This window comes from Cupriavidus pauculus (genome assembly GCF_002858765.1).
In the GTDB taxonomy this organism is placed as follows: domain Bacteria; phylum Pseudomonadota; class Gammaproteobacteria; order Burkholderiales; family Burkholderiaceae; genus Cupriavidus; species Cupriavidus pauculus_B.
In genome coordinates this window covers 230,919-246,534 of record NZ_PJRP01000008.1, presented here as the reverse complement: position 1 = coordinate 246,534, position 15,616 = coordinate 230,919, and the positions used below count along the sequence as shown (strand labels likewise).

13 protein-coding genes are annotated in these 15,616 nt (G+C 66.7%); 8 read left to right on the top strand and 5 right to left on the bottom strand.

All coding sequences use genetic code 11. From position 1 onward, the window contains the following. Window positions 1-29 precede the first annotated feature (29 nt). The 4 genes from cobN to CYJ10_RS18395 all read left to right on the top strand — a co-directional run bounded on the left by cobN (window position 30) and on the right by CYJ10_RS18395 (window position 6,741). The gene (cobN, locus tag CYJ10_RS18410; RefSeq protein ID WP_101682912.1) at window positions 30-3,836 is read left to right on the top strand and encodes a cobaltochelatase subunit CobN; all 3,807 of its coding nucleotides are present in this window, start codon (window positions 30-32) and stop codon (window positions 3,834-3,836) included. After that, window positions 3,833-4,888: an ATP-binding protein gene (locus CYJ10_RS18405; RefSeq protein WP_101682911.1), complete on the top strand. Its 1,056-nt coding sequence runs from the start codon at window positions 3,833-3,835 to the stop codon at window positions 4,886-4,888. Before cobN ends, CYJ10_RS18405 begins: the two co-directional genes overlap by 4 nt. A gap of 53 nt (window positions 4,889-4,941) precedes the next feature. Further along, entirely contained in the window at window positions 4,942-5,568 is a 627-nt protein-coding gene (locus CYJ10_RS18400; RefSeq protein WP_257993416.1) for a vWA domain-containing protein, read from the top strand. A 99-nt stretch (window positions 5,569-5,667) separates the two neighbouring features. Then, a complete protein-coding gene (locus tag CYJ10_RS18395) occupies window positions 5,668-6,741 on the top strand; it encodes a methyl-accepting chemotaxis protein (protein WP_101682909.1) in 1,074 nt (357 codons plus the stop codon). Between the two features lie 39 nt (window positions 6,742-6,780). Here CYJ10_RS18395 and CYJ10_RS18390 read toward each other — a convergent pair whose 3' ends face one another. Further along, entirely contained in the window at window positions 6,781-7,656 is an 876-nt protein-coding gene (locus CYJ10_RS18390) for an alpha/beta hydrolase (RefSeq protein ID WP_101682908.1), read from the bottom strand. A 466-nt stretch (window positions 7,657-8,122) separates the two neighbouring features. Here CYJ10_RS18390 and CYJ10_RS18385 point away from each other — a divergent pair, with 466 nt between their 5' ends. Next, window positions 8,123-8,656 carry a copper resistance protein CopQ gene (locus tag CYJ10_RS18385; RefSeq protein ID WP_101682907.1) on the top strand — a complete coding sequence of 178 codons (534 nt, stop codon included), beginning with the start codon at window positions 8,123-8,125 and terminating at the stop codon, window positions 8,654-8,656. A gap of 271 nt (window positions 8,657-8,927) precedes the next feature. Continuing rightward, window positions 8,928-9,542 (top strand): TetR/AcrR family transcriptional regulator, encoded by a 615-nt coding sequence (locus CYJ10_RS18380; RefSeq protein WP_101682906.1) that lies wholly within the window; start codon window positions 8,928-8,930, stop codon window positions 9,540-9,542. A 99-nt stretch (window positions 9,543-9,641) separates the two neighbouring features. Here CYJ10_RS18380 and CYJ10_RS18375 read toward each other — a convergent pair whose 3' ends face one another. The 4 genes from CYJ10_RS18375 to CYJ10_RS18360 all read right to left on the bottom strand — a co-directional run bounded on the left by CYJ10_RS18375 (window position 9,642) and on the right by CYJ10_RS18360 (window position 12,867). Then, a complete protein-coding gene (locus tag CYJ10_RS18375) occupies window positions 9,642-10,490 on the bottom strand; it encodes a hypothetical protein (RefSeq protein ID WP_101682974.1) in 849 nt (282 codons plus the stop codon). Window positions 10,491-10,962: 472 nt separating this feature from the next. Continuing rightward, entirely contained in the window at window positions 10,963-11,193 is a 231-nt protein-coding gene (locus tag CYJ10_RS18370) for a YMGG-like glycine zipper-containing protein (protein ID WP_101682905.1), read from the bottom strand. A gap of 9 nt (window positions 11,194-11,202) precedes the next feature. Further along, window positions 11,203-11,583 (bottom strand): hypothetical protein, encoded by a 381-nt coding sequence (locus tag CYJ10_RS18365; RefSeq protein ID WP_180862978.1) that lies wholly within the window; start codon window positions 11,581-11,583, stop codon window positions 11,203-11,205. A 102-nt stretch (window positions 11,584-11,685) separates the two neighbouring features. Next, the gene (locus tag CYJ10_RS18360; RefSeq protein WP_101682904.1) at window positions 11,686-12,867 is read right to left on the bottom strand and encodes a porin; all 1,182 of its coding nucleotides are present in this window, start codon (window positions 12,865-12,867) and stop codon (window positions 11,686-11,688) included. Between the two features lie 357 nt (window positions 12,868-13,224). On the opposite strand from CYJ10_RS18360, the gene CYJ10_RS18355 reads away from it, so the two are divergent. Then, the gene (locus CYJ10_RS18355) at window positions 13,225-14,562 is read left to right on the top strand and encodes a serine hydrolase domain-containing protein (protein WP_257993411.1); all 1,338 of its coding nucleotides are present in this window, start codon (window positions 13,225-13,227) and stop codon (window positions 14,560-14,562) included. Between the two features lie 32 nt (window positions 14,563-14,594). Then, window positions 14,595-15,602, top strand: a complete 1,008-nt coding sequence (locus CYJ10_RS18350; protein ID WP_180862977.1) for a Bug family tripartite tricarboxylate transporter substrate binding protein — start codon at window positions 14,595-14,597, stop codon at window positions 15,600-15,602. Window positions 15,603-15,616: the final 14 nt, after the last annotated feature.

The following is a 15,616-nucleotide window of genomic DNA, read 5'->3' as shown; positions in this document are numbered from 1 at the left end:
CCGCTGACGCAGTCGAGGCGACCGAAGCGATGCACCTGCTGTCCACCCGGCCCGGCGGCTTTGTCGAAGACAGCGCCGTGGTGCTGCGCATCGAGCAGACGCCGGGCGACATTGTCATCCTGAGCGCGGCCGATACCACGCTGTCGCTGCTGGCCGCCGCCGTGCCCAGACTGGGCGACGGCTATCCAACCGTGCGGCTGGCCAACCAGATGTACCTGCGCCAGCCGGCGTCGCTCGATCTCTATATCGACGAGGTGCTGCAGCACGCGCGGGTGGTGGTGGTGGACCACCTGGGCGGGGCCAGCGACTGGGCCTACGGGCTGGAGCGCCTGCCCGAACTGGCGCGCGCACGCGGCCAGCTGCTGGTGATGTTCTCGGGCGACCTGGACGAGGACGACAACCTGGCGCGGCTTGGCAATGCGCCGCCGGCGCTGTCGCACCAGCTCTGGCGCTATTTGCGCGAGGGCGGGGCGGGCAATGCCGAGCAGTTCTTCCGCTGCCTGGGCCAGCATGCCTATGGCCACACCCTGCCGGTGCTGCCGGCGCAGGTGCTGCCGCAGGCCGCGCTCTACCATCGCAATCACGGCGTGGCCACGGTGCAGGACTGGCAACGCGAATGGGCGGCGCGCGGGCTCGACGGCGCGCCCGTGGTGCCGCTGCTGTTCTACCGGTCGCACCTGCAGGCCGGCAATACCGATGTGTTCGATGCGATGGCCGAGGCACTGCTCGACGCGGGCCTGTGCCCGCTGCCGCTGGCCGTCAGCTCGCTCAAGGAACCGATCTGCCGCGAGGTGCTGCAGCGCCTGTGCGACGCGCACGGCGTGTCGCTGGTGCTCAATACCACGGCGTTCTCGGTGGCGTCGCTCGACAGCGCCGGCCAGGACGCAGCCATTGCAGGCACGGGCGCAGACGCCCCGCTGGCCAACGACGCGCCGGTGCTGCAGGTGATCCTGAGCGGTGGCAATCGAGAGGACTGGCTGGCCGACAGCCAGGGCCTGGGCACCCGCGACGTCGCCATGCACGTGGCGATGCCCGAAGTGGACGGCCGCATCATCACGCGCGCCGTGAGCTTCAAGGGGCTGGCCTATCGCTGCCCGCATACCGAAGTGGATGTCGTGCGCTACCGGCCAGACCCGGAACGAATTGGCTTCGTGGCCGAGCTGGCGCGCCGCTGGTGCCGGCTGCGCACGCTGCCGGCCGCGGAAAAGCGCCTGGCGCTGATCCTGGCCAACTATCCGGCCAGCGAAGGGCGCATCGGCAATGGTGTCGGGCTCGACACGCCGGCGTCGGTGGTGCAGATCCTGACGATGTTGAAGGATGCCGGCTATGCCGTGGGGCCGCTGCCCGCCGATGGCGATGCCCTGATGCAGGGCCTGACGCGCGGCGTGACCAACGATCTGGCGCAGCATGCGTGGCGCCCCGCGTTCCAGAGCGTGGCGATGGCGGACTACCTGGCGTGGCTGGCGCGGTTGCCGCAGGCCAACCAGGATGCCATCGCCGCCCGGTGGGGCAGCCCCGAGGCCGATCCGATGGTGCGCGATGGCCGCTTCATGATCGCCGGCGTGCGCACCGGCAACGTGTTTGTCGGCATCCAGCCCGCGCGGGCCTATGGCGTGGACGATTACGCCAGCTATCACGATGCCGAACTGGTGCCGCCGCATGGCTACCTGGCCTTCTATTTCTGGCTGCGGCACACCTTCGCCATCGACGCCGTGGTGCACGTCGGCAAGCATGGCAACCTGGAGTGGTTGCCGGGCAAGAGCGTGGCGCTGTCGGACGCCTGCTGGCCCGACGCGATACTGGGGCCGCTGCCGCACCTGTATCCGTTTATCGTCAATGATCCGGGCGAGGGCGCGCAGGCCAAGCGGCGTGCCCAGGCCGTGATCATCGACCACCTGATGCCGCCGCTCACGCGCGCCGAGAACTACGGGCCGCTGCAGGACCTGGAACGCCAGGTGGACGAATACTACGAGGCGTTGACCGTGGACCCGCGCCGCGCCAAGCTGTTGCGCCGGGAGATCCTGAAATCGATCGTCGGCCAGCAGCTGCACCGCGAACTGGGCATCGACGCCCCGGCCAGCGGCGAGGAAGAGGATGCGCTGCTGAACCGGACCGACGCCTGGCTGTGCGAACTCAAGGAATCCCAGATCCGCGACGGCCTGCATGTGTTCGGCATGTCGCCGCAAGGGCGCCAGCGCCGCGATACGCTGGCCGCGCTGGCGCGTTATCCGGTGGGCGATGGGCTGGATGGGCGCGCCAGCCTGCTGGCCGCGCTGGCGGCGGACCTGTCTCTGGGTGATGGTTTCGATCCGCTCGACGCCGACTGGGCCGCGCCCTGGCACGGACCCCGCCCGGCGGCGCTGGCCGACATCGACGACGAGCCGTGGCGCCATCATGGCGATACGCGCGAGCGGCTGGAAGCGCTGGCGCTACGCCTGCTGGACGAGGACGCGGCGGTCGGCCCGCAATCAGGTGCCGTGCTGGCCCGCCTGCGCGAACAGGTGGCCCCGCGTCTGGATGCCTGCGGCGCGCAGGAACTGCTGCAACTGGAACGCGGGCTGGCGGGCCGCTTCGTGCCGCCCGGCCCCAGCGGCGCGCCGTCGCGCGGCCGGCCCGACGTGCTGCCCACGGGGCGTAACTTCTATTCGGTCGACACGCGCGCCGTGCCCACGCGCACGGCGTGGACGCTGGGGCTGCGTGCGGCCGACCAGCTGATCGAGCGGCACCTGCAGGAGCACGGCGAGTACCCGCGAGCGGTGGGCTTGTCGGTCTGGGGCACGGCCACCATGCGCACGGGCGGCGACGATATCGCGCAGGCCATGGCGCTGCTGGGCGTGCGGCCGAAATGGGCGCACGGCAGCCATCGCGTGGTCGATTTCGAGATCCTGCCGATGGCCATCTTCGACCGTCCGCGCGTGGACGTGACGCTGCGGGTGTCCGGCTTCTTCCGCGATGCGTTCGCCAACCTGGTGGCAATCTTCGATGCCGCCGTGCGGGCGGTGGCGGCGCTGGACGAGCCTGAGGACATCAATCCGGTCCGCGCCCGCGTGCTGGCCGAACAGCACGCGCTGACACAGCAGGGCATGGATGCCGACGCCGCGTTGGAGCGGGCCAGCTGGCGCGTATTCGGCGCGCGGCCGGGCGACTATGGCACGGGCCTGCAGGCGCTGATCGACGGGCGACGCTGGCAGACAGATGGGGACCTGGCCCATGCCTACCTGCACGCGGGCGGCTATGCCTACGGCCAGCGGGCCGATGGCGTGGAGGCCAGCGACACGTTTGCCACGCGGCTGGCCGAGATCGACGTGGTGCTGCAGAACCAGGACAACCGCGAGCACGACATCCTGGACGCCAACGACTACTACCAGTTCCAGGGCGGCATGGTGGCGGCCGTGCGCCACCTGGGTGGCACGCAGCCGGCCATCTATCATGGCGATCACGCCAACCCGGCGGCGCCGCGCGTGCGGACGCTGGGCGAGGAGATCGCCCGCGTGATCCGTACGCGCGTAGTCAATCCGAAGTGGATCGATGGCGTGAAGCGGCACGGCTACAAGGGTGCGTTTGAAATGGCGGCGACGGTGGACTACCTGTTCGGCTACGACGCCACCGCCCGCGTGGTGGGCGATCACCAGTACGCGCTGGTGGCCGACGCCTACGTGCATGACGCTGCCACGCGCGACTTCCTGGCGCGGCACAATCCGCGCGCGCTGCAGGGCATCTGCGAGCGCCTGCTGGAAGCGATGGAGCGCGGACTGTGGCAGGAACCGGGCGACCAGCGCGAGCGCATCGCCCATCATCTGCTCGACAACGAACAGCGTCTGGAAGGGATGCAATGACCCACACTGCCCAGGGCGCGGCCATGCGCCCGATCTTTCCGTTCAGCGCCCTGGTGGGGCAGGAAGCCCTGCAACAGGCACTGCTGCTGGCCGCCGTCGACCCCGGCATCGGCGGCGTGCTGGTCACCGGGCCGCGCGGCACCGCCAAGTCTACGGCGGCGCGGGCGCTGGCCGAATTGCTGCCGCATGGCCAGTTCGTGACGTTGCCGCTGGGCGCCAGCGAAGAGCAGCTGACCGGCACGCTGGACCTGGGCCACGTGCTGCAGCAGGGCGAGGTGCGGTTTCAGCCCGGCCTGCTGGCACGGGCGCACGACGGGGTGCTGTACGTCGACGAAGTGAACCTGCTGCCCGATCCGCTGGTGGACCAGTTGCTTGACGTAGCGGCCAGCGGCGTCAACGTGGTGGAGCGCGATGGTGTGTCGCACCAGCATCCGGCGCGCTTCGTGCTGGTTGGCACGATGAATCCCGAGGAAGGCGAACTGCGGCCGCAATTGCTGGACCGGTTCGGGCTGGCGCTGGCCCTGTCGAACTACGACGATCCGGCCGCGCGCCAGCAGATCGTGCGTGCCCGTCTGGCGTTCGATACCGATCCCGCTGGTTTCCGCGCCACTGTGGCACAGCGCCAGCAGGCGCTGGCCGGCCAGGTCGTGCGTGCCCGCGCGGCGCTTGGGGCGCTGGCATTCGGCGACGCCGTGCATGACCGCGTCAGCGCCCTTTGCCTGGAAGCCGCCGTGGACGGTGTGCGCGCTGACCTGGTGATGCTGCGCGCTGCCCGCGCGCTGGCTGCCTGGCAGGGCGCGGCGGATATCGATACCAGCCATGTGGAAGCCGTGGCCGAGCTTGTGCTGCATCACCGCCGCCATGCGGCCGCGCCGCAGCAGCCGGGGCCGGCACCGACGTCCCAGCCCCATGCACAGTCCGAGCCCCAGCCCCATCCCCAGACAGCGGAGGCCGCCGACCCGTGGGGTGCATTGCCCCCGCCGCAAGCGGCCGGCATGGCCGAGGTCAAGGCGCTGAAGCCTTTCGGGAAGCTTCCGCCAAAAAAAGCCTGAGCCACCGGGGGCCGTCCGGCCAGGACCGGCGCGGCGGCCATCGGTGGCAATCCATCCGTCCAGCATCGCCGCGCCATGCCGCGCACGGCGCCACGCCCGGGACGCGCATTCACTGGCCGCGCACGCTGGCGGCCAAGCGGCGCGCGTGGCTGGATGCCGCACATCTGCGCTACCGGCGCACCGATGCCCGGGCCGGGGTGCTGCACTGCTTCGTGCTCGATTGTTCCGGCTCGATGGCCCACGGCGAGCAACTGGCGCAGGCCAAGGGCGTGCTGGCGCGACTGCTCGAACGGGCCTATCAGGCGCGCGCCGATGTGGCGCTGGTCTGCTTCGCGGGCCGGCATGCCGAAGTCCGTTTGGCGCCATCGCGCGCGCGTCCATGGAATGACGACTGGATCCGGCCGATTGCCGGTGGTGGCGGCACGCCCCTGTCGCTTGGCACGGCGCGCGCCGACCAGTTGCTGGCCTGGCAAGCCCGGCGCCAGCCCGCCCAGCAGCGCTGGCTGTGGCTGCTGACCGATGGCCGCAGCGCCGAATCGCCGGCGCGTCCGGCCTGGGCCGACCACGTGGTGGTGGTCGATGTCGAGCGGCAGGCGCTGCCGCTGGGTCGCTGCCGGCAACTGGCGCAAGCCTGGGGCGCGGACCTCCAGACCGCCGATTCGCTGCAGAGCCGGCCCTAAAGTTTTACGACAGACCAGCCGTTAGCCCATCGATAGCCCCGGACAACGTGGGGCAAAAATCGAGGAGCGGAACCGAGCATGGCCTGGGACAACTTGAGTATGCGCACCCGGTTGGGTGCGGCATTTGGGGTAATCGTGCTGCTGGTGGCGGCCATGCTGGTGCTGGCGCTGGGCCAGGTGGCCGATGGCAGCACGCGCAGCTGGCTGTGGACGCTGGCCATCGTCGTGCTGGTTTTCAGCGTGATTTGCTGGTTCCGGCTGGCCAGTGCGATCGAGGAGCCGCTCAAGGAGGCCGAGTTCATCGCCGAAACCGTGGCGGCGGGTGACCTGAGCAAGGATTTCGAGACCGAGCGCGGCGGCGATTTCGGCCGGTTGCTGGGCGGGCTGGGCGAGATGGAAGACATGCTCACCGACCTGGTGACGCGCATCAAGGGCGCCAGCGATTCGATCTCGTCGGCCTCGCAGCAGATCGCGGTGGGCAATACGGACCTTTCCCAGCGCACGGAGGAACAGGCGGCCACGCTGGAGGAAACCGCGTCGAGCATGGGCGAACTCACCGCCATGGTGAAGCAGAACACCGAACGCGCCCGTACGGCCAACGGCCTGGCCGCGTCGGCGTCGGGCATTGCCGAACGCGGCGGCACCATCGTCAGCAACGTCGTACAGACGATGGACGCCATCAGCGTCAGCTCGCGCAAGGTGACCGACATCATCGCCGTGATCGAGGGCATTGCGTTCCAGACCAACATCCTGGCCCTGAACGCCGCGGTGGAAGCGGCACGTGCCGGCGAGCAGGGCCGAGGCTTCGCCGTGGTGGCGGGCGAGGTACGCACGCTGGCCCAGCGCAGTGCGGCGGCGGCCAAGGAAATCAACGTGCTGATCAGCGATTCGGCGCGCCAGGTGGAAAATGGCTCGGCGCTGGTGGGCCAGGCCGGCCACACCATGGAGGAAATCGTCCAGGCCGTGCGTCGTGTGACCCAGATCCTGAGCGAGATCGCCGTGGCGTCGGAGCACCAGAGCGAAGGCATCGAACAGGTGAATGTGGCCGTCACGCAGATGGATGACGTGACGCAGCAGAACGCCGCGCTGGTGGAACAGGCGGCTGCGGCGTCGGCGGCGCTGGCCGATCAGGCCCAGGAACTGCAGCGGGTGGTGGGCGAATTCAGGCTGTAGTCGTCTGCCTGCCCGGGCACAGGCCCGGGTGCAGTCGTCCTAGAGCCTGCCGCCTTGCAGCCACGCGATGACGGGCGCCCAGAACGTCTTCATGAACGGCGTCTCGATGGCGGCGTTGTGCGGCAGGTCTTCAAAAATCACCAGTCGGCTCGGGCCATGCGCCGCGCGGGCCAGGTGCTCGGCCTGGTGGAACGGGATAGTCTCGTCGCGCCGGCTGTGAATCAGCATCACGGGCAGCGTCGATCCCCGCAGCCGGGCGATGTTGTCCCACGGGTTCGGCAGCGCCCAGGCCAGCCAGCGCGGCACCAGCCCGGTAGCCACGGCCGCCGCGCGGGCCGAGCAGAAGCCCGCCCCGATCACCAGCCCGTCGGGCAGGGGTCGTAGTTCGTCCAATACATCGAGCAGCACGCCGCTGCCGAGCGAATATCCCATGACATAGTGCCGTGCCGCCTGCGGGGTGGCCGCGCGGAAGTGCGCGAATGCGGTCAGCGCGTCTTCGCGCAGGTGGCTCACGCTTGGCGTGCCGGTGCTGGTGCCATAGCCGCTGTAATCGAACACGAACGAGCTGATGCCTGCCGCGTGCAGCAACGCCTGCACGGGGGCCCAGTCGGCCAGGCATTCCTCGTCGCCATGGAAGACCGCCAGCGCGGGGGCGGCCGGGTCGGCGGCTGCTACCCAGGACGCATGCAACGCCCGATCGCCACTATCGAACGTGAACTGTCGCGACGCCACACCCAGATCGTCAGGCAACAGTGTGCCGACCTGGCCGGGCCCGAACGCCTCGCGCTCGATGGCGCGGTACAGCAGCAGGCGGCCAACGCCGGCCATCACGGCCAGCCCGGCCAGGCCAATTGCGCCGGCAAACCAGCGTCGGTAGTTGAGCGGGGCGGATTGCGCGGTCGACACGGGCGGCATGGGGCGATGTAAAAGACGGGGCAGGTGTGGTAACCCTAGCATCTGTGATACCAATAGGAAGCAGCCGCCGTGCGAGGTGAAGCCCCCTTGGATGCCATAAATCCTTATGGATCAATCACATATCCGCGAAATTAACGCCTTCAATCGGACCGATAGAAATCTTTTTGACCCGAATCCCGAATTCCTTCTTGCTTATCTATCTATAGGTAGATAGTATTCGAGCCATGGACAGCGACGCAGCGCCGAACCGGCAGACAAAGACGGCAAGGCAACGCGAAACGGTCCAAGCAACACCAGGCAGTTTCAGTAACCGGAGGCGGTCTTTTTTTTAGCCCTGGTCCTCTATCTAGCAGTAGATAGTAGATACGGTGAGGACCAAAAAGAAGGCCGCTGAAATTGCAGCACAGACCCATTGCCCGGCGATCGACCAACGAACCAGATCACCCGGCCAAGCAAGGAGAGCATCATGAACGCCAAGACCATCCTGACCGCCGCCACCCTCGCAGCCGCTTTCGTGACGGGTGCTGCCCAGGCCGCACAACCGCGCGGCGAAGCCTACGGCTATACGTATCGTGTGAACGACCAGCGCAGCGCCTTTACCGACGGCGCCCGCATCGGTAACCGCGATGCCTTCACCGACGGTGCCCGCGTCACCAATCGCGACGGCCTGGTAGCCAGCATCGGCAAGCGTGATGCCTACACCGACGGTGCCCGCGTGACCAACCGCGACGGCCTGGTAGCCAGCGTCGGCAAGCGCGATGTCTACAGCGACGGTGCCCGTATCACGAACCGCGATGGCTTTACCGACGGTGCCCGGACGGCCGATCCGTACCTGGACGGTGCGCGCTTCGTCGCCGGCCTGGACACCAAGGGCGTTTCCGCCAGCCCGGCCCGCAAGGTGGATCCGTACCTGGACGGTGCCCGTGGCAACGGCCCGCGCAACCCGTACTTCGACGGTGCCCGCTCGGCTGACGTGTACACCGACGGCGCCCTGGCCTGATCCCGGCCACGACCAGTAATCTCGCCATGATCTGGCGATGACCCCGACGCAGACGGCACCCCACAAGGGTGTCCGTCTGCGTTTTTGCAGGCGAACTACCATGAAAGCGATCGGGCACGATGCCCTGGTCATGGGCGGATGGCTGGCGCTTTGCGCCGCCAGTGGTGCAGCCATCACAATTGTGGTGCAGACACTGGCCTGAACCGCCTGGCAGTTGACTCCGGGAAAATCCCGGTTGAGTATCTATCTTCGTGTAGATAAAGTTCCAGCCATGAAAACGCAACCCGTCCGCGAGCAACTGCTCGAACATACGCTGGTCCTGATCCGCAGCCGCGGTTTCAATGGATTCAGCTATCGTGACCTGGCCGAGCTGGTGGGGGTCAAGACCTCCAGCATCCATTACTACTTTCCCTCGAAGGACGATCTGGTCCTGGAAGCGGTAAAGGAATACAGCCGGCGCATTTCCGAGCGGCTGGCTGGTATCGATTCGAGCCTGCCGGTGCTGGAACAGGCGCGCCAGTATCTGGACCCGCTGCGCCAGACCTGCGGTTCCGGGCAGATCTGCCTGGCCGGCATGCTGTCCACCGAGATCCTGAGCCTGCCCGAATCGGTGCACCATGTGCTCAAGGACTTCTATCACATCAATGAATCGTGGCTGACAAAGCTGCTGGAGCGCGGTCAGCACGAGCGTGAGACGCCATATCCGGTGCCCCCGGCCATGCTGGCGCAAGTGATCTACGGATCGCTGCAGAGCGGCCTGATCGCGGCGCGCCTGTTTGGTACGCACGAGCGCCTGGACGCCGCGGCCGAGACGCTGCTGGGCGCGCTGTGCAACCAGCGTGCGAAGGCCTTGCTTGAATCCCAGGTGACTTGCGGATCGCTGTAGGCCCCAGACTTGCACCAAGTCGCTGAAAAAAAAACCGCCCGATGGTTTGCGCCATCGGGCGGTTTTTCTTTGGGAGGCAGGTTATGGCATCGCGGGAATTCAGAAGCGGAACGCCACACTCAGCATGGGCCCCTTCAGCGTAAGCCTTTGCACGAGATCACTACCACCGAGCTGGTAGGTCAGGTAGCGATAGGTCAGTTGCACGTCCCCCCACGATGCCGCATAGGCGGCCCCGCCGAACGCCTGCACGGTATATCTGGAAGCGCCGGTGCCGACGTCGAGGTAATACGGCAGATACCAGCGCTCGTTGTTGCCAAGCCGTATCCGCCCGCGGACACCAATGATTCCGTCAACGATATTCGCGGTCTGGGCCACGCTTCCCTGCGTTGCCAGCGTGGCGCCTTGCTGGACGAACGTGGAGGAGAGCGTCCAGTTTGCGCTGGCACTGAGGTTCAGGTATCGAACCCCGCCGAGGGGCTCGACCGTGCCCCATGCGGCGCGCAACGCCGTGTAGGCTGCGGCGAGTCCGAACACCCCGCCGCTCAGGCTGCTGCCGGTATTGGTCGCCAGTTCGCGCGGGATGGCAACGGCGCCACCGCCGGTGCCGACGGTGTTGAGGGTGGTGTTCTGGTTGCTGAAGTCAAGGTAGGCCGCATCGGCGATGATCGCCCAGTCTCCCTTGCGGGCCTCGGCCTGCATCATGAAAAGGAACTGCAGGTTCTGGAGATAGCTGTCGGGCCCGGTTCCCATGTCAAGCCTGCCACCGCCGGTCGATGCGTTGCCGGAGAAGCTGAAGGCCCCGCTGACGTTGGGTAGCCAGAGGTACGGTGCAATCGCAAATTTCCAGCCGTTCGCATCTGGCGACTCGGCATGTCCCGAGCCGGTAGCGATGGCAAGGAGAATGGCGACGCAGAGATGCTGCCTGCCGAGCCCTGGAGGATGCGTCATGCCTTGGCCCCGATCAACGTGACTACCTTCTTGCACCGCCTTCATCGTTCGTGCCTTCGCTCTGCTTGCGGTGGTCGTCAACCTGGCGTGTGGGAATGCGTGATCCACGCAGGCACCTATTGCCACACCATTTCCGAATTGCCACGCTAGCCGGTCTCGATGTGGCGCTCAATTGGCCCAAAGGGCTATTGGAGACGCTGGCCGGGTGGCGGCGTGGCCCTTGGTCCAGTGTGGAATGGGGGATGCGTAGCGCAGGCGTAGATCGGCGCGCCGTCCACGGCAAGTACGGGCGGGTGCGCGTGTGGCGCGAGCAAAGGTCGATGGGGGTGGCCACCGGGGAAGACGATTCATCCTGGCGAGGCGCTGCATGGCCATGCAGCGCCTCGCACGGCCTCCTGCACGCGCCAGGCAGCGCGGCCATCGGATGCAGAATCGGCGCCGAACGATATCGGCGCCTAGGGGCGACAGCGATTTACCACTGCTGCTGTTGCTTGCCCTTGATGTTGCCCGCTACGCCGCCAGCCACGGCGCCAATTGCCGCGCCCGTCCAGCCGCTGCCGCCCGCGATGGCGGCGATGCCGGCACCCGCTGCGGCGCCGATGCCGGCACCGGTGACGGTGCCTTGCTGCTGGGGTGTCATATTCGTGCATCCCGCAGCGCCGGCGGCGATCAGCACCGCACCCACCAGTTGGAGTCGTTTCATGGCGTCACCTTACTTCTTGGTCTGCAGGCCGGGTACGACCATCTCGAACCAGATCGTTTCAATGACCGGCCGCTGCAGTTGGTCAGGATGCGCCGCGTACCAGCGATCCACGCCCTGGCGCACGGAGTCCAGCGAATGGCCCCTGAGCCCTCTTGCAAAGCGCGGCACGATGCTCTGCGTGTCGGGCGGCGGCTTGCCTTCGTGATAGGCGATATCGACCTGGACCACGTTGGCAATGCCAACGAGATAGGCCTTCTTTGCCTGTTCAGTGGAGTCCGTCCACTGCTTGCCGGTAATCAGCGGGATTTCATCGGCGCGGGCGCCTGTCGCCAGTGCCAATGTCATGAGTGCCGTAGCCGTCACTGCGAGCCGGCTCAGTCTTTTCGCCATTGCGGTCTCCATCAGTGTTGCCGTTACTCCACGCAGCGTTGCGCTCGTTCATAGTAGTCGCTATTTGGGTGTGCGGAAGACGCCTGACCGCGCAGCTTTCATCTAGAACTTGTGGCGCAATCCCAATGCGACGCCCAGCATGGAACTCTGCCCGTTCGCCAGGGCGTAGCTGTTGCCGAGCGAGAGACTGTTGGCATAGAAGATGGCCGCCGATTCCAGGCCGAGGCCCGCATTTTTCGCGTAGGCCGCACTGATGTAAATGTCCGTGCGCTTGGAAAATGCGTAGTTTGAAATGAACGCGATCTGCCAGGGATTGGGCTGGCTCGCATTGCCGAACTGGTTTTTGACGTCGTCGTAGTTGTATTCGAGCATCAGCCCGATTGACGGCGTAAGTTGATAAGTCCCGCCGATCCAGTAGAAGTTGTCACGGAAGAATTCCGCACCCACCTGATTCTTGTTCTGGCCCCAGCGGTAGCCGCCCATGACCTTGGCGGTGCCGAACGCGTAGCTGACGCCCGCGGCCGCCTTCTTGAACGTACCGCTGCCGGCGTTGGCCGGCGCCGCGACAGGGGCGATGGTTGGATTGAACTGGTCGTAGCTGACGACCAGGCCGACCGGCCCCGCGGCATAGATCACCGATGCGCCGTAGGCGGTGTCGCGTCGGAACTGGCCCGGTACTTCGCCATTGCCACCGAGAATGAACGGCGCCCCAACCGTCGGCGGCAGCGCCAGGCCGGTACCGAATGACCAGTGCGCGAGTGCCGTGACCGGGCCGAAAGTGCCGGTGTACTTGACGGTGTTGTCCTCGCGGAAATTGGCGCCGGCCAGCACGACGGCGGGCTCGTATTGCGTGGCATAGGCGGCCGGCACAAAGTTCGCCAGCGACTCGAACATCGACGTGTACTGGCGGCCGAGCGACAACTGGCCAAACTCGCTTTGCAGGCCCACGAAGGCCTGGCGCCCAAACAGCCGTCCGCCTTGCTGAGAGGTGCCATTGTCCGCATTGAAGCCACTTTCCAGCACGAACACCGCCTTGAGGCCCATCCCCAGGGCCTCGGTGCCCCGCAGCCCCCAGCGCGACCCGGATACGCCGCCCGAATCCATCCGCACGACATTGTGCGACGGGCCGGAGTTGAAGCCGTTTGCGGCCACCGGTACCGCACCAAGGTGATTGACGAATTCGACGTTGACGTCCACCACGCCATAGAGCGTCACGCTCGATTGCGCGTGCGCCTGGCAAGCCAGGGCCTGCAACGCCACAAGTGCAAGAAGTCTCAGTCTCATGTCTGCTCCTCCTCGATGTGTTATGGGTATGTCACGGCGTGTGCAATCCGGCGGCCCCGTGTTTCGCGCTGGCGCCTGGCGTGTCGGTCAAGGGATCCACGTCCCTTGCGGCGCCACGGGCAGACGCGGGGCGTTCGGTCAGGCGGCCATCGCGCGTGTCGTTGCATGGGATGCCACCCTGACGCTTCGATCTGTCTGCTGGCGCACGCTCGGCGGGCATTGGCCTTCCTGACGGATGTCCGCCCACCCGAGGCCCCCGAGCTTCCATTAATTCATGGATACATTCCATTGCGGAATATCGAATCGCCGTCCGCTACGCCACCATGGCCCATGTCCCGCGTCCCCGGTAGAGAAATCATGAAGATCGGCCGTCCTTTCGCTATCCTCGCGCCAGCGCTGCGCGCCATGCCGCCAGGCTCATCGCTGGCTGGCGCGGCACCCCATCCCGCCCAGGATGTGGACGACAGCGTCATGAAGGGTTTTCCGCCTCCCCCTGACAAACAGGTGGTGCGAGGCGGCGGATTGCGTCCGCCGTTCATGCGGTGGACCCTGAGCCATACCCGGGAGTTGGCGCCCACGACAGGCATCCGGCATGCCGTGCAGCCCCTGCCGTTGCCGGGGGCGCCGGGCTCCGACCTGGACGCTATCGCCTTGACCGTGGCCGGCCAGCGCCTGCGTCTGGACGACTACCTTCGCGCCACCCACACCGATGGCTTCATCGCATTGCATCGGGGCGCCGTGGTCTGCGAAAGGTACTTTGGGGACTTCCATCGGCACCAGCCCCATATCTGGGCGTCGATGACCAAATCTGTGACGGGCTTGCTGGCGGCGATGCTGATCGACGAAGGCCGGCTCGACCCGCAGGCACCGCTGTGCCAATACGTGCCGGAGCTGAAGGGAAATCCGTTCGGCGACGCCACCGTGCAGCGCAACCTCGACATGGAGGTGCCAGTTGGTTACCCGCCGGCGCTGCCGCCGGACCTGGGATTGTTTGCGGCCGTCGGTATCGTCCCGCGAAAGGACGGGGCGCCCGACAACATCTACGATTTCCTGAAGATCGCACACGCCACCGGCGCGGCCAGCGACGCGCCCGTCTGGTATTACCAGAATGGCTCGGCGGAGGCGATTGCCTGGGCGCTGCGCCGGCTGACGAACCAGCGCTGGTCGCAACTCGTAACGGACCGGCTTTGGTCGATGCTGGCCGATGACGACGCCTACGCCAGCGTGGACAGAGTGGGCACCGAGATGGCAAGTGGCGGCTTGAATTCCACGCTGCGCGACGCGGCGCGCTTTGCAGAGGCGGTGCGCCGCGCCATGCATGGCGACGCCTCAGGCCCGATGCCGCCCGCTGCCGCGCGCATCGCATTCCAGCCAGCCGACAACCAATCCCGCTTCGCCAATGGCAACCTGGTATCGGGGCGCGACGGCTATGGCTATCGCCACTACTGGTTTCAATGCAACGACGGGGACGGCAGCGTCGAGGCCAGCGGCCGGTTTGGCCAGCGCATCTACATCAATCCGCGCAAGGAACTGGTCGTCGTCAAGTTTTCGTCGAGCCCGGACGACGCGGCACGACCCACGAGCGCAGCCGATATCCGTCGATCGGACCATCCCGCGCGCGCGCTGGAGGCATCTGCCGCGCTGATAGCGGCGGCATTGGCGATACACCGCAGTCTGGCGGACGGGCAGGGCTGAGTAACATGCAGAAAGACGGAAGGAGCTTGACGGTGGGAAATCAATCGGTGACGTATGGCACGTGCATGGCGAGACGGCGGTTTCTGGTGCGGGCAGGTGGCACCCTGGCGCTGGCCCTCGCCGGCCCGGCGATGGCGGACAAATGGCCTTCCCGGCCGATCCGGTTTGTGACCGCGTCGGGAGCCGGCGACCCTGTGGACTTGCAGTTGCGCGAGTACCTGAAGTCGCTCTCGCCGGCGCTGGGCAACGTGCCGATGATCGTCGACAACAAGGTGGGAGCCGCTGGCCAGATCGCCGCGCAGTCCGTCTTGCTGGCGCCGCCGGAAGGCTATGACTTCCTGCTGGCCAGCGCGAACTTCACGATCACGCAGAGCTATTTTCGCAAGCTGACGTATCGGCCCATGGCGGACTTTACACCCGTGGCCATGACGGGTTCCGCGCCGGTCGGCCTGGCCATTCCTGCGTCGAACCCCAGCCGCACGCTGCGCGAATGGACGACATGGGCACGTCGCCAGGGCGGTGCGCTGAATTACGCGTCGCTCGGCAACGGAACCGTTCCCCACCTGTATGGATTTCAGCTGACCAACGACTTCGGATTCGCAGCCACGCATATCCCGTACAAGGGGGCCGGCGCAGGGCTGATGGATCTGCTGCGCGGGCAGATATCGTTCATGATGCTGGACATCGTGAATCTGCGCCCGCTTCTGGCGAAGCAGCAGGTCAGGATCCTGGCGGTGACCGGCAATGAGCGCTCACCGCACCTGCCCGATGTGCCCACGTTCAAGGAGCAAGGCTTTTCGGGCTATGACCGGACGGGCTGGACCGCCCTGATGGCGCGCCACGGCACTTCGCCCGACGTGGTGCAGCGAATCAACCAGTCCATGGACAGGACAAGCGCCACGGACGAATGGCGCCGCAAGCGCGCGGAAGTCTGGTCAAGCTGGAAACCCATGGCGCCGGACGACATCGCGCGCCAGATGCAGGGCGAGGCCGCCGCGTGGGGGGATTTGGTCCGGCGTGTCGGCGTCTACGGCGATTGAAGACAACCCGCGGA

Excerpts from the sequence above, each read along its gene's own strand:
- cobN (WP_101682912.1), top strand. The coding sequence starts at position 30 with ATGCACCTGCTGTCCACCCGGCCCGGCGGCTTTGTCGAAGACAGCGCC.
- CYJ10_RS18405 (WP_101682911.1), top strand. The coding sequence starts at position 3,833 with ATGACCCACACTGCCCAGGGCGCGGCCATGCGCCCGATCTTTCCGTTC.
- CYJ10_RS18395 (WP_101682909.1), top strand. The coding sequence starts at position 5,668 with ATGCGCACCCGGTTGGGTGCGGCATTTGGGGTAATCGTGCTGCTGGTG.
- CYJ10_RS18390 (WP_101682908.1), bottom strand. The coding sequence starts at position 7,656 with ATGCCGCCCGTGTCGACCGCGCAATCCGCCCCGCTCAACTACCGACGC.
- CYJ10_RS18385 (WP_101682907.1), top strand. The coding sequence starts at position 8,123 with ATGAACGCCAAGACCATCCTGACCGCCGCCACCCTCGCAGCCGCTTTC.
- CYJ10_RS18380 (WP_101682906.1), top strand. The coding sequence starts at position 8,928 with ATGAAAACGCAACCCGTCCGCGAGCAACTGCTCGAACATACGCTGGTC.
- CYJ10_RS18375 (WP_101682974.1), bottom strand. The coding sequence starts at position 10,490 with ATGACGCATCCTCCAGGGCTCGGCAGGCAGCATCTCTGCGTCGCCATT.
- CYJ10_RS18370 (WP_101682905.1), bottom strand. The coding sequence starts at position 11,193 with ATGAAACGACTCCAACTGGTGGGTGCGGTGCTGATCGCCGCCGGCGCT.
- CYJ10_RS18365 (WP_180862978.1), bottom strand. The coding sequence starts at position 11,583 with ATGGCGAAAAGACTGAGCCGGCTCGCAGTGACGGCTACGGCACTCATG.
- CYJ10_RS18360 (WP_101682904.1), bottom strand. The coding sequence starts at position 12,867 with ATGAGACTGAGACTTCTTGCACTTGTGGCGTTGCAGGCCCTGGCTTGC.
- CYJ10_RS18355 (WP_257993411.1), top strand. The coding sequence starts at position 13,225 with ATGAAGATCGGCCGTCCTTTCGCTATCCTCGCGCCAGCGCTGCGCGCC.